The following is a 13158-nucleotide window of genomic DNA, read 5'->3' on the forward strand; positions in this document are numbered from 1 at the left end:
TGGCTCGACAAGGTCTGTGTCGTCTCGGCGGTGCGGGTCAGCGTGGATGCGGACGATTCAAGCTGCACGGCGGACGCCGAAACGTTGGACACGATCGCCCCAACAGCGCTTTCAAAATCGTCGGCAAAGCGGATCAGCTCCGCGCGGCGGCTTGCGGCCTGCTCCCTGTTCTGGGCTTCGCTGGCGGCGGCATCGCGCTCGGCCTTGGCAACGGCCTGGAGCTTGAACTCCTCGACCGCACCGGCCATCTCGCCGATCTCGTCCTTGCGCCCGAGGCCGGGCAGCACCACGTCGAAATTGCCCGAGGCAAGCTCACGCATCGCCTTGCACATCGCGATCATCGGCCGCGAGATGCCGGTACCGAGCAGGAAGGCAAGGACCGCACCTAACAGCGTGCCGCCGACGGCCAGCATCAGCACCAATTGCTCGGTCTTTCCGATGGTCGCTTCCGATTCCGAATCCAGCCGCTGCTGTTCGCCGACCAGATCCGCCTTCATGGCTGAGGCGCCACGCAGAATCGCACCAGCCGAGCCGCTCATCTCGGTCACGAGATCATCGACCAGCTTGGCGTTCGCGATGAGCTTCTCCAGCGCCTCGCGATAGGCGACAAGAATGGTCTTGGCATCCTTCAGGCCGGCGACGATCTTGTCGTCCATGGAATAGACCGCACTGAGCGAGTTCTCGACGAATTTCAGCCGCGCCAGCGCGCTGGTCCCGATCGACTGGTCGGAGGTCAGCACGAAATTGGTCGCTGCGGCGCTCGCAGTCTGGAACTGGGCGTTGACCTGCTTGGTGCCGAATTCGATCGCCTGCGCCTCGGAATCGGAGGCATTGTTGCCGATATCATCGAGCTTGTATTTCAGCAGGTTGGCCTGGCGCGAGAGCTGGTTCTGCACCAACAGCGCGCTGTCGCGCTTGGCCTGCAGGACCTTGGCGAAGGTCGCGGAGAAATTCGCGAATTCCTTGGCGAGCTTGTCGAGGCTGTCCTGACGCGCCGGCGTCTTGGCGCTCTTGACCCCCTGGTCGATGGCGTTCTTCAGATTGACTTCGGCCTCCAGCGCCGCCTTGGCGTCGTCTTCCTTGCCGGTGACCACGAAGTATTTGACGGCCGAGCGGTAGGCGAGCAGTTCGCGGTCGATGTTGCGGGCGAGATCGGCCTCCGAGACGCTGCGGCGATAGGAGCCGACGCCGGATGAAACCCGCTCGAAGCCGAAATAAGCGAACGCCATGCTGCCGGCCGAGATCACCAGCACCACGGCAAAGCCGAGGATGATCTTGGCGCGGAACCGGACGGTGGGAAATATGCTGCGCTTGGACGGCGACGCGGTACGCCCGGACATTCCAACCCCCTATTCAACGGCGATCCAGAGGCGCCCCGCCCCCAGACCCGGATGCGCAAAACTAAGGCAGAAACGATAAAGGGCGGTAAATTCGTCAGGGTGGCGGGGCCAATCGCTGCGGGCCAGATTGATGCCCGCTGAGCCCGGTCGCCGAGTTGCGGCAGCCCTGAAAAGACCTTACTGTCTGGACACTTGCACTCGGCGCGAGACCGGGGTGAGCCTGGAGGGAGAAACGGAGTGGGGCAAACCGACTTTCGGTTTAGCGACGCATCCGGCGTTGCCGTTGCGAAATCGAAGGCTGCGACCGTCGATGGAGCTGTAGCCGAGCTTGCGGCGCAGCTGCCGCCGGACGACCTGGCCCTGATCCTGGTCTTCCTCTCGCCTCACTACGACCCCCACCATTTCATCGCCGAGATCAGCCGGCAGTTCGACACCACTCCGGTCTGCGGCTGCACCACCGCCGGCGAACTCGCACCCGACGGCTGGGACGAGAACAGCGTGGTGGCGCTGGCATTCAGCCGTGCTGATTTCACCGCAGTGGTCCGGCCGATCCTTAATCTCGACGGCTTCCGGGTCGAGGACGGGCGGCGCATCGGCGGCGAGCTATGCCACGAGCTCCTGCGCGTGACCCCACAGGTGGACCGGGGCAATTCGTTCGGCCTGGTCCTGATCGACGGCCTCTGCCGCCGGGAAGAGGCGGTGATGTCCGCCATCTACGCCTCGCTCGACGACATCCCGATCGTCGGAGGCTCGGCGGGCGACGGGTTGCGCTTTGAAAAGACCTGGGTGTTCTTCGAAGGCAACGCCTATACGAATGCCGCCCTCCTGATCCTTTTGAATACGTCGCTGCCTTTCAGGGTCTTCAAGTGCGACAATTTCGAGCCAATGCCACAGAAGATGGTGGTCACCGAGGCCGACATCGAGAACCGGACGGTGAAGGAGCTGAACGCGGAGCCCGCCGCCGAGGAATATTCCCGGATGGTCGGGATCATGGATGAGGCCAAGCTCGACCCATTCTCGTTTGCGTCCCACCCCGTGCTGGTCCGTGTCGGCGGCTCCTACTATGCGCGATCGATCCAGCGCGTCGAGCCCGACGGCTCACTGCATTTCTTTTGCGCCATCGACGAGGGCATGGTGCTCACCGCCGCCACCTCGCGCAGCCTCGTCGGCTCGACGCAGGACGTCTTCGCGCAAATGCAGAATCAGATCGGCGAGGTGTCTCTCTATATCGGCTTCGAGTGCCTGTTGCGCCGGCTCGATGCCGAGCAGCACCAGCTCGCCCGCGACATGTCCGAGCTCTATCGACAGAACCGGGTGGTCGGTTTTCACACCTATGGTGAACAGTTCGGTTCGATGCACGTGAACCAGACATTCACGGGTGTCGCCATCGGCAGGCGGCAGGCGTGACCGAGGCGTGGCAGGACCCTGCGACGGTCGAGCAGCTGCGGCGCGAGACCGCGAAGCTGAAGAAGATCAATGCCGCGCTGATGTCGCGCGTCGAGCGCTCGATGGACCAGCAGCTCAACGCCTTTTCACTGTTCGAAACCGCGATTGCGCTCGATCACAAGGTTCGCGACCGGACGCACCAGTTGCGGGAGGCGCTGCATTCGGTCGAGCGCGCCAATGAGGGTCTCTTCCGCGCCAAGCAGCAGGCGGAGGCGGCGAGCTCGCTGAAATCCTCGGTGTTGATTTCGGTCACACACGATCTGCTGCAGCCGTTGAACGCGGCGCGGCTGACCTTGTCGGCGCTGACGGAGATGGTGGAATCGCAGGATGCCGGCCTGCTGATTGATCAAGTCGACCGCTCATTGCTGACGCTGGAAGACCTGCTCCGCTCTTTGCTCGAAATCGCCAAGCTCGATGCCGGCGCACTCAAGCCCGACGTGTGTCCGTTGGCGCTGGCACCGCTGTTCGAGCAGCTGCGCAACGAATTCGAGCCGATCGCCGCGCGGCAGCGCCTGGCTTTGCAGATCGGCACGACGGACCTCACGGTGTCCTCGGATGCGATGATGCTGCGGCGGATCCTGCAGAACCTGATCGCGAATGCGATCCGCTATACGCGGGTGGGCCGCGTCACCATGGACTGCGGGCATCGCGCAAATCGGGTCTATGTCGAGGTCTCGGATACCGGGCCTGGAATTCCGCAGGCCCAGCAGGAGGCGATCTTCCGCGAATTCCAGCGCGGCGATGCCAGCGCAACCGATCAGGCCGGGTTCGGACTCGGCCTGTCCATCGTGCGCCGTTTCGCGACCGTGCTCGGGCACGAGGTGCGCCTGTCATCGCAGATCGGCCAGGGGTCGACCTTCACGGTCGAGATGGAGCCGGCCGAACGCACTGACGTCGGCGACGAGGCCCATGCAACCAAGCTTGTGGACCGGCAATATGGCGGGCTCGAAGGCGCCAAGATTCTTCTGATCGAAAACGATCCGTCGGGCTCGGAGGCGATGGCTGCCTTGCTCGAAGGCTGGGGCTGTGACGTCGCCACCACGCGGTCGGGCGCGGACGCGTTGCTGCGCCTCAGCGAACTCGGCGGTGCGCCGGACGCTGTGATCGCCGATCTCCACCTCGACCACGGCGAGAGCGGCCTGTCGGCCATCGCCGACGTCCGCGAGCATCTCAAGCTCGACACGCCGGCGATGATCATCACGGCCGACTACTCAGAAAAGGCCGCGAAGGAGGCGAGCCTCCACGGCCTCGAAGTGCTGAAGAAGCCGATCAAGCCCGCCGAGATGCGGGCGCTGCTGTCGTTCCTGCTGAGCTAGCGCCGCACCGGCCAAGCAAATGTCGAAAACAACCCCATGCACAGTAGCGGTAATATTTTACACGCCAGCAGCGCCATGATGCACAAAATGCCGAAATGACTGCCCCGAACGGGCCCAGGGCTTTTGGGACCCACACAGTTCAGCCGCTGACAAGAATTGCGCGATGTTCGGTCAGGTAGCGAACCGGAGGTTTGCCCAGGGTCTTCCTGAACATATTGACGAAACTGCTGGCGTTTTCGTATCCGAGCTCCAGGGCGACGGTCTTTACACTTTCACCGCTTGCGATTCTTTGTACTGCGAGAATGACGTGAAGCTGGTGTCGCCAGCGTCCGAAACTCATCCCGATTTCCTGGAGAAGCAGGCGGCTTAAGGTGCGCTCGCTCATGCCAAGCGCACTTGCCCAATTCGCGAACGAGGTCTTCGCGCTCGGATCGGCTATCAGCATCTCCGCGAGGCGCCGAAGGCGCGCCTCTCTTGGCATCGGCAGGTTCAGGCTGCTGGTCGGCGCCTCGGACAGCTCGTCCAACAAGGTCATCACCAGTCGATCCTCGCGACCTCCGAGCGGATAGCACTCCGGAAGTTCAGCCACTCTGAGGATCAGCTCCCGGATCAGGGGAGATATCGAGATCGTGCAGCACGTCTTGGGCAGGCTCTTGGCGGCGCTCGGTTCAATATACAGGCAGTGGCATTCGACGAGACCAGCGCCACGGGCCGAGTGCGCCAGTTGACCGGGGATCCATAACGCGCATCCGGGCGGTACTAGCCAAACGGTATTGGCCGTCTCGCAGCAAAGAATGCCGCGCTGGGAATACAGTAATTGAGATTTGCGATGCTGGTGCCGATCATAGGTCCAATCATTCGACAGGATTCCGCTTCGGAGTGCAACGGCGCGGGTTACGCGGTCGATGTCGGTGTCAACAAAGCGATGAAGCATCTCGCCGCCCTTCAAAATCTTGTGTCGGCGACTTGCCTGCCGAGATGTTCGAAGCCGACCATCGCAAATCGACAGGAGAGCGGCCATCCTAAACGCGGCTTTTTTGAGCTAATCTAAACCGGCTTTGGCGGGGCACCCTAAGCGCTGGCTCAGATATCGGATTCCTTGACAAGAGTTGCAGGCATCTCCGTAACTCGCAGCAGCCGCCAGGAGGCATGAGCTGCATAAACTCCGGGCAGAGCCACAGCGATGATTGCTGTCGCTGCTATATGAAGCCCGTCACGCATGCCATCGAAGACGCCGCCTACGACGCTGGCGACCATCAGAAGGCTACCTAGCAGCAACGAACCAAGAATCGCGGTGCGTCGCGGTGTGACGAGAGGAAGTAGAGCAGGAATGATCCATATCGAACATGCGACGCCAAAGTACCAAAGAGCCGTCGCATCGAATGCCGCCGGCGCCGTGCCGGAGCTGTCGATCTGATGGTCGACCCATGTAAGGATTTGGATGACCGCGTAGATCGTGTTTCCGAGGCCACAGACCGACCACAGCAACGCCACCTTTTGACGGGCAAATCGAACGGCGAGTTCATTCGTCAGATCAGTCATCGCCGTAATCCTCGAAGTCGACATTTTGATTTGCATCCCGGGTTCGTGCAGAGGGTCGGCCGACATCACAGCTCCGCCCATCGTCTCAGAAGATTGTGATAGACACCGGTAAGCATGAGGATGCCCTGTGCATCGCTGGACACGGATTTGCGCAAGTCAACAATGCCACGGTCGAGATCATAGAGCGTCGTGCGAAGCCCCTCGTCCTTGATCATCGATTGGGTCCAGAAGAATGATGACAAGCGCGCGCCTCGGGTGATCTCGCGCACGCGATGCAGGCTCCCCGCCGGATACAGGACCATGCTCCCGGCCGCCAACTTGACGGCGTGAACGCCGTAACTGTCTTCGATGATCAGCTCGCCACCGTCGTAGTCATCGGGTGCCGTGAGGAAGAGGGTTGAAGACAGGTCGGCGCGCATGCGAGTGCCGAGTCCAGGCGCGGATCGCACTGCGCCATCGACATGGGCATCGAAGAACATCCCGGTGTCGTATCGATTGAAAAGGGGCGGCAGGACGCGCAGGGGCAGAGCGGCACTGTTGAACAGCGCATTCCGTCCGAGAGCTCTCAGGATGATGTCGCCCGCTTGGCGAGCCTGAGGCGAGTCCTCGGGGACCTGAGCGTTGCGCTTTGCGCGCGATGCCAGCTCACCTGCCGTTGCCCGTCCGTCGATCCAATCCGCCCCCTCGATGATGTCGCGCACCGAGGTTACCTCTTCGGCGGATAGCAGTTGGGGGATTTCGATGAGCATTTTCTTCAGAACCTGATTGCTGCGGTGAGGGTGACGCTGCGGCCTGCAACGGGAGTCGCGTAACCGCTTCCGAAAGCCGAGCTGTAGGTCAGCTTGTTCGTGAGATTCGTAACCTTGAGCGCAACATGGTGTCGCTCGTTGGGATCGTAGGAGAGCATCCCATCTATCGTGGTCGCTGCCGGGATCACCATCGAATTGAGGTTGTTGAGGTAATAATCCGAACGATAATTGAGCCCGCCCCCGACGAGCATGTGACCCGGCACGTTTGGCAGCAGGGGAGCGATGTCGTAGGTGGTCCAGATCGCCAGGCCATGCTGAGACACGAACGGGACCCGGTTGCCTGCGGCCGAGACGGGCGTGAACGGGCTGATCGACGAGGCGATGATCTTGCTGTCCATGTAGGAATAGGAGGCCTGAATGTCCCAGTTCTCCGTGAGCTTGCCCGTCAATCCGAGCTCAACTCCCTGGACTTGCACCTTGTCGTCGGTGGTCGTCTGTATCCCCGATGCCTGGTCGGTATAGGAAGCGTTGTTCTTCTCGACGCGGAACAATGCTGCCGTCACGCCGAGCCGATCCTCGAACAGGCCCCACTTCGCACCGACCTCGAAGGTCGTATCCGCTTCCGGCTGAAGGTTTGCGGCGTTTGGCGCCTGGGACAGACCGAGCGATGAACTCAGCGAAGTGATGTTGTTGCCCGGCGGCGTGAATGAACGTGCATAGCTGAAGTAGTAACTTTGATGCGTGGTGGGCTCGAAGATCAGGGATGCTTTTGGGCTGGCGAACTCGGTCGTCGTCGCAAGCGGAGACGCGCCTGCCTGGCCCTCGACCCGATAGTGATCCCATCGAACACCCGCAAGGATCGAAAGCATGGGCGTCAACCATATGCGGTCGCTTACAAAGGGGCCGATATCCCAGCTCGTGGCCGACAATTGATTGCCCGGCGACACCGTCAGTGCAAAGCCGGGCGAGTTCGCAAACACGGGATCGAGAAGAGTCCCTGCCGGCTCGGGGCCTGAAGGAAGGTAGAAACCCGTCGTCGCGTGTTGGGAATAGACATCAAAGCCGGCGACGAGCTTGTGCCGAAACGGTCCGGTGTCGAAACGCATCGTGGCAGTCGTTACGTTTTCCCCGCCGTGACTGACCTGCTTCGTCCCGCCGACAGACCAGATTGTGTAAGGTGTCGCCAAATTTCCGGCGAGAACGTCCGTTGCGCAGCTGCTTGGAAAAGGGAAGCCGGGAGAGGCGCAGAGCGCGGGCGTAAACTTCAGATCACGTGTGTAGTAACCGACACGCGTGTCGTTCGTTAACGTGAGCCAATCGCCGAATTCGCCCTTGTAGAGCGCGGTTGCCACGTCGGCGGTCGCGTGGTCGCGATCACTTTCCCGGCCGAAATAGTTTGAGCGGGGAACTCCGTACTCCGTCACGGGCTTGCCGACGACGCCCGGCGCGCTGACGACCGGAACGCCGAAATCGGGGCGTTGAACGCTGTCCTGGTGCAGATAGTTGAAGATCAGGGATTGGTCGGTGCCGAGGCCAAGTCCCAGCGAGCCGAGGAAACCGCCACGGTTGGAATAGACATGGTCGCGATCGGCAATATCCTGGCCGTTGCCCATCGCGATGAATCTGAGCGCCGTCGTGTCGTTGATCTGCTTGTTGATGTCCAGAATGCCACGTCCGTAAGGGCCCATCCCGGCCGAGGCCTCGAACGTTGATTGGTCGCCGAGATGGGCCTTCTTGTTCTCGATCTCGATGACGCCGCCCGTCGTGCCATTTCCGAAGCTCTGTGACGAGGGCCCCTTCAGCACCAGTACGTTTTCGGTTGCAAAACTATCGCGCACATAGGAACCAAAATCGCGTAAGCCGTCGACATACACGTCGCCCGAGGCGTCAAAGCCCCGGATGCGGAACTGATCTCCGTTGATGCCACCGCCGCCTTCTCCGGTGGCGACGGTGATTCCCGGCACATATTGGAGCACTTGATTGATGGTGGCTGCCTGCTGCTGCTCGATCACCAGGCGCGGTATGACGGTGACGGTTTGCGGCGTGCTTTGGAGAGAATCGGAAAGACGGCTGAGACCAGTGGTCCGCTGCAGCGAATTCCCGGGCGAAAGAGCCGAGGACGCAGCCTGCGGACGCGGTTCGGCCGGCTTGCTCGGATGGCTGGCCGAGACAGGTCTCGAGGCCGGCTTGGCGCCGGCGCTCGACGCTCGTCGCCGCTTGGTGACAGGAGCGTCCACCTCGACCGGCGGGAGCGCAGTAGCCTTGTCCGCAGGCGCCGACGTCGGTTGATTGTTCTGGCCTTCCGCGTTGGCGGCGGTCACGAATAGAAAGCCGTTTGCAAGGCTCGCGGCTGCCCCAATTCCGGAAAGTGCCGGTCGCAAGGTTTCGATGATGGTCACAGAGCCCCCTTCGAGCAGGATGATGTTGAGTTGGATAATCTTGCGATGCGGCGTGACATCGCTGCGATACGGTCGCCGAGATAGCCAGCAAGGCGTCGGCCGATCGACGCCTGGGGACAAATCCGCCAATCCGGACGTCCATCGGTTGCCGGCAGCTCAGACAGCCTCCTGGCGTCTTCAAGGTCAGAAGGTGCGGCTGCAGCTTCGCTGGCCGCGCAGGCATACGCCTGCACGTCAGCGGGACTGCCGGAAGCTGCTATGCGCCTAAGTGCCTCCAGGCCATGCCGGCGTAACGCAGGTTCGCCGCGCGCCAGCAACAGCGGCGCAATGCGCCGGCGAAAGCCGTCATCGCTACCGGAGACCGCCCGTTCCAGCCAAACATCGGCAGCGGCGAGGTCTCCGCCAGCATGCAGGATCGTGGCCAGATTGTACTGAGCCCAGTGATCGCCAAGCGCCGCTGCGCGGCTATACCAATACAGGGCGCCTCTCGGATTGGCCGGCACGGCCCAGCCTTCTTCAAGGAATCGAGCGAGAGAGTTCATTGCCTTCAGGTTTGCCTTGGAGGTGCCACCTTCCGCTGCTGCCCGAAAGAGCTCGAAACTCCGCGGCCGATCCGCCGGATTTCCGCCGCGCATCAGCATCTGCGCCAGATTGACTTGCCCCCAGACGTGGCCGGCTGCTGCGGCCAGCTCGAAAAATTTCGTCGCGAGCTTCGGATCTGGCTCGACGCCCCAGCCTTGTTCGTAGCACCGGCCAACCATGTTTTGTCCGTCGAGGTCCCCGGATTGGGCGGCGCGTTCGAACCAGACGAAGGCAGCCGCCGGATCACGCGCTACCCGCGTCCCATCGAGCAGCAACTGGCCCCACACGATCTGTGCGGGAATGATATCGGCCTCGGCTGCTGCCTTGATCCACTGCGTCGCATCGTGGGGATTGCTGACGAGCAAGTCACGCAGCTGCGCCTTGGTCAAACGCTGCGCGCGAATTTGCAGGAGTGGTTGGGGCAAGGCTGCTGAGGCGTAGGGATTTGGAGGCCTGTTGGACAGGCGCTCGGGAACAGCTCTGGGCTGTGGGTGGATTGGCATCGTGCTTCGCTTCGCGCAGGCCGTGGTTCAACGGAATGGCTACCGCAGCCCGGTGCGGCGCTGCATCGTGCAATCCGGCCAGACCATTGCTCAATTCGGCCAACGGCCAAGAATTCGTCCAAAATGAATTCGTCCAAAATGCCGCCAAGACCTTAACGCAGGACCTGGCAATGCAGGACCTGGTTGCCGGGGGCAGTGATTGTCTGTTTTGGGTAACGCTTTGGCGCCTTGGATGAATGAGTTGAGGCATCATCCAAACTATCTGGTCATGCGCACGCGAATTGAACCACGCTGCGCAAACCTGACCGATAGGGGTGAAGATGCTGTTGAATACCGCGACTTTTCCGATTGTAAGGCTGTCTTACGATCAGGGCCCGGCCGGAACGGCTGACGAGGCCTTCGCCACCTTCGAAGCACTGCTCGATCGCGGCCAGCCCTTTGTCATCATAGGGCAAGGGGCAAACGCCGACATCGACGAACACGAGCACGATCCGGGTGAGCAGAGAAGGCTTGCGCTCTGGTCAAAGAAGCACAAACCGCGATTGCGCGAATTTGTGAAAGCCCTGATCTATGTTGAGCCCTCAAAGACGAAGCGGCTCGGCATGAGAGCCTTCCAGATCGTGTCAGAGAAGTTCTGGGGATACCCGATGCTGCTCGCCGCTTCGGAGGCAGAGGCGCTGGAGACGGCGCAAGCGCTGCTGAAGTCCGCTTCTCCAAGCAGTCGACCTGGTGAGGCAGGCTGAAGATCTTTCCAGACGACCTGTTGTCCTCGAACGAGGAGGCCTCGGAACTCTCGCTTCGACAGCGATTGCTCCCGAAAGCGACGTTGCTCAGCGCCGCGACCCGCTCTCATGAGCCATCAGGAGGCCTCGCTTCCGTTTTCTGTTCTTCCGAGCGGATAGTTGAGAATCATTGTCTATGTACGCTGTCGCTATCGATCACACGCTGGCTGGGCACCATCTTGATCTGCTGACCAAGATGTTCGAGTTGCGGCGTCGGGTTCTCGCCAATCGCCATTACGACACACAAGTCAGCGGCGATGTCGAATTCGACATCTACGATATGCTCAAGCCGACCTACTTGCTCGCCATGTCGGAAGAAGACCTCGTCGGCTGCGTACGACTGTTGCCAACCACCGGCCCGACCATGCTGCGCGATACGCTCGCGACACGTCTTGGGCCCAATCAGATCCCGAGCGGCCCCACCATCCTGGAGAGCTCGCGCTTTTGCATAGCTAGCAAATGTGCTTCAGACTTCGACCGCAATGGACTCAGTCGCGTAGCATACGTCCTGTTCGCGGCAATGATTGAGACGATGTGGAACCTGAGTGCACAATCGATCGTGATGATGACCGATCTCAGAACGGAACACGGTCTCAACCGGGCCGGCTGGCCGATGCGGCGTCTCGGATCACCGCAGATCTCTGGCGGGACGACACTGGTTCCTGGATTGCTGCAAGGATCAAGCGAAGCTCTCGAGCGCATGCATCGCCACGCGAGTGTGCGGTGACCGGTTGCTCCTCTCGTCGCGCGCGGTTGCCTTGCATTAAAGTGTGATGGGATCGGGACGAATCGATGCGCGCCAGGAACTCGAATCACCTCTCCCGCAGGGAGAAGTGAACCACCGACCGCCGTCCAAACCCAATTTCATCACGCTTTAGGAGACCAGCCCGGCGCGACAGGGCGGCAGACAATCCCGTCACGGCTGATCCGGCCGGACCCGCTCGCGCGTCGTCGCGGTCCCCTCGGCTGCCAGGGTCGCGAAATCGATCCTCGACATTTCGACGATGGCCTTGGTGCGACTGAGCACGTTGAGCTTGCGCAGGATGTCGGAGACATGGACCTTCACCGTGGTCTCCGAGATCTTCAACTCAAAGGCGATCTGCTTGTTCTGCAGGCCGCGCTTGAGCATTTCGAGCACGCGCAATTGCTGCGGCGTCAGCTCGTGCAGGCGCTTGATCAGATCCTGCGCAGGGCCGGAGGCGCGCTGCGGGCGGACCAGCGCGCGGTAGGCGGCGGGCACACAGACCGAGCCGCGCAGCACCTCGCCGATCGACTGCGACAGATCCTGCTTGGACGATGATTTGAGGATGTAGCCGGACACGCCAAGCGACAAGGCGCCGGACATGATCTGCGGATCCTGGTGCCCGGACACGATCACGACGGGAATTTTTGGAAACGCCTTGCGGATGCGGATGATGCCCGAAAGGCCTGTTGTGCCCGGTATCGACAGATCAAGCAGGATGAGGTCGAGCTCCGGCGTCGAGGCCAACAGCTCGAGTGCACCGTCGATCGATGTCGCCTGAAAGATCTCGGCCGCAGGCACGACCATCTGAAGCGCACCTTCGAGCGCTTCGCAAAACAACGGATGGTCTTCGACAATCAGAAATCGCATCGCGCGTGAGCCACTCTGAAAATCTTGCTGAAGATCCGGCCCGGGACGTCGCCGGGGCCGACGTTGAATTCAATGGGTCGAGAATGACTCAGACGGGGCGGGCCGAATTGATCCAGGTCAAGAATGACACCGCGGGTCATTGCGGCTTCCCGCGATCGAGGCGCGCATGAGGACGTCCCTTGGGATCGGGCAGCTCCATCTTGCCGATCTCGATGACCGCCTTGTTGCGGCTGAACAGGCCGAGCTTGCGCAGGATCTCGGTGATATGCGCCTTCACCGTCGATTCGGCGAGCGCAAGCTCCTGCGCGATCTGCCGGTTCGGGAGGCCGTGACGCAACAGATCAAGCACGCGAAGCTGCTGCGGCGTGAGCTCGCGCAGCTTGACCTCGAGCGCCTTGCTGGCATCGGCCCGACGCAGCCGCGGCGCCGCGACGAAATCCTTCGGCACCGACACCGACCCGCTGAGCACGCCCTCGATCGATTGCGCGAGCTCTCGCTTCGACGTCGATTTCGGCAGATAGCCGGCCGCTCCCAGCGCCAACGCCTCGCGAACGATGTGCTGATCCTCCTCGCTCGACACGATGGCGACGGGCAGGCGCGGATAGGCTTCGCGCAAACGCAGAAAGCCGGAAAAGCCCGTCGCATCAGGCAGCGACAGATCGAGCAGAGCGAGGTCGATGCCCCGCTCGGCGAGCAGGATATGCAGCGCATCCTCGATCGACATCGCCTCGAAGATCCGCGCCTCCGGCAACGCCAGCCGCACCGCATTGCCGAGCGCTTCGCGAAACAGCGGATGATCGTCGATGATCAGGAAGCTGGTCATGGCGCCTTCCCAGGATCGCGCCGCACAGGCATCCACCGCGAGAGTGGAAGCGACACATTGATGC

General features: G+C 61.7%; 12 protein-coding genes. 4 read left to right on the forward strand and 8 right to left on the reverse strand.

Going from position 1 to position 13158, the window contains the following annotated elements:
• The coding region (locus XH80_RS08185; RefSeq protein WP_271598156.1) for a HAMP domain-containing protein at positions 1-1340 on the reverse strand (1340 nt) is incomplete at its 3' end.
• A 237-nt stretch (positions 1341-1577) separates the two neighbouring features.
• Here XH80_RS08185 and XH80_RS08190 point away from each other — a divergent pair.
• Both XH80_RS08190 and XH80_RS08195 read left to right on the forward strand, forming a co-directional pair.
• On the forward strand, positions 1578-2747 hold the full coding sequence (locus tag XH80_RS08190) for an FIST N-terminal domain-containing protein (RefSeq protein WP_271598157.1): 1170 nt from the start codon (positions 1578-1580) through the stop codon (positions 2745-2747).
• Positions 2744-4102: a hybrid sensor histidine kinase/response regulator gene (locus tag XH80_RS08195; RefSeq protein ID WP_271598158.1), complete on the forward strand. Its 1359-nt coding sequence runs from the start codon at positions 2744-2746 to the stop codon at positions 4100-4102. Before XH80_RS08190 ends, XH80_RS08195 begins: the two co-directional genes overlap by 4 nt.
• A gap of 139 nt (positions 4103-4241) precedes the next feature.
• Here the strand turns inward: XH80_RS08195 and XH80_RS08200 are convergent, their stop codons facing one another.
• The 5 genes from XH80_RS08200 to XH80_RS08220 all read right to left on the reverse strand — a co-directional run bounded on the left by XH80_RS08200 (position 4242) and on the right by XH80_RS08220 (position 9763).
• Entirely contained in the window at positions 4242-5123 is an 882-nt protein-coding gene (locus XH80_RS08200) for an AraC family transcriptional regulator (protein ID WP_271598159.1), read from the reverse strand.
• 62 nt (positions 5124-5185) lie between these two features.
• Positions 5186-5644, reverse strand: a complete 459-nt coding sequence (locus tag XH80_RS08205) for a hypothetical protein (protein ID WP_271598160.1) — start codon at positions 5642-5644, stop codon at positions 5186-5188.
• A 65-nt stretch (positions 5645-5709) separates the two neighbouring features.
• Positions 5710-6393, reverse strand: coding sequence for a Fe2+-dependent dioxygenase (locus tag XH80_RS08210; protein WP_271598161.1), 684 nt, complete (start codon positions 6391-6393; stop codon positions 5710-5712).
• 5 nt (positions 6394-6398) lie between these two features.
• On the reverse strand, positions 6399-8792 hold the full coding sequence (locus XH80_RS08215) for a TonB-dependent receptor (protein WP_333968678.1): 2394 nt from the start codon (positions 8790-8792) through the stop codon (positions 6399-6401).
• On the reverse strand, positions 8789-9763 hold the full coding sequence (locus XH80_RS08220) for a tetratricopeptide repeat protein (RefSeq protein WP_271598162.1): 975 nt from the start codon (positions 9761-9763) through the stop codon (positions 8789-8791). Before XH80_RS08220 ends, XH80_RS08215 begins: the two co-directional genes overlap by 4 nt.
• A 434-nt stretch (positions 9764-10197) precedes the next feature.
• Between XH80_RS08220 and XH80_RS08225 the strand changes: the two genes are divergently transcribed.
• Both XH80_RS08225 and XH80_RS08230 read left to right on the forward strand, forming a co-directional pair.
• Positions 10198-10620, forward strand: a complete 423-nt coding sequence (locus XH80_RS08225; protein WP_271598163.1) for a hypothetical protein — start codon at positions 10198-10200, stop codon at positions 10618-10620.
• Between the two features lie 175 nt (positions 10621-10795).
• Positions 10796-11386: an acyl-homoserine-lactone synthase gene (locus tag XH80_RS08230; RefSeq protein ID WP_271598164.1), complete on the forward strand. Its 591-nt coding sequence runs from the start codon at positions 10796-10798 to the stop codon at positions 11384-11386.
• A gap of 189 nt (positions 11387-11575) precedes the next feature.
• Here XH80_RS08230 and XH80_RS08235 read toward each other — a convergent pair whose 3' ends face one another.
• Positions 11576-12271: a response regulator gene (locus XH80_RS08235; RefSeq protein ID WP_057743471.1), complete on the reverse strand. Its 696-nt coding sequence runs from the start codon at positions 12269-12271 to the stop codon at positions 11576-11578.
• A 136-nt stretch (positions 12272-12407) separates the two neighbouring features.
• On the reverse strand, positions 12408-13094 hold the full coding sequence (locus XH80_RS08240) for a response regulator (RefSeq protein WP_271598165.1): 687 nt from the start codon (positions 13092-13094) through the stop codon (positions 12408-12410).
• Between the last annotated feature and the right edge of the window lie 64 nt (positions 13095-13158).

Origin of the sequence: Bradyrhizobium sp. CCBAU 45384 (assembly GCF_028128665.1) — a bacterium.
In the GTDB taxonomy this organism is placed as follows: Bacteria; Pseudomonadota; Alphaproteobacteria; order Rhizobiales; family Xanthobacteraceae; genus Bradyrhizobium; species Bradyrhizobium manausense.

Bases quoted from the DNA above. Each gene is read 5' to 3' on its own strand.
- XH80_RS08230 (WP_271598164.1), top strand. From the start codon at position 10,796: ATGTACGCTGTCGCTATCGATCACACGCTGGCTGGGCACCATCTTGAT.
- XH80_RS08210 (WP_271598161.1), bottom strand. From the start codon at position 6,393: ATGCTCATCGAAATCCCCCAACTGCTATCCGCCGAAGAGGTAACCTCG.
- XH80_RS08205 (WP_271598160.1), bottom strand. From the start codon at position 5,644: ATGACTGATCTGACGAATGAACTCGCCGTTCGATTTGCCCGTCAAAAG.
- XH80_RS08235 (WP_057743471.1), bottom strand. From the start codon at position 12,271: ATGCGATTTCTGATTGTCGAAGACCATCCGTTGTTTTGCGAAGCGCTC.
- XH80_RS08240 (WP_271598165.1), bottom strand. From the start codon at position 13,094: ATGACCAGCTTCCTGATCATCGACGATCATCCGCTGTTTCGCGAAGCG.
- XH80_RS08200 (WP_271598159.1), bottom strand. From the start codon at position 5,123: ATGGCCGCTCTCCTGTCGATTTGCGATGGTCGGCTTCGAACATCTCGG.
- XH80_RS08225 (WP_271598163.1), top strand. From the start codon at position 10,198: ATGCTGTTGAATACCGCGACTTTTCCGATTGTAAGGCTGTCTTACGAT.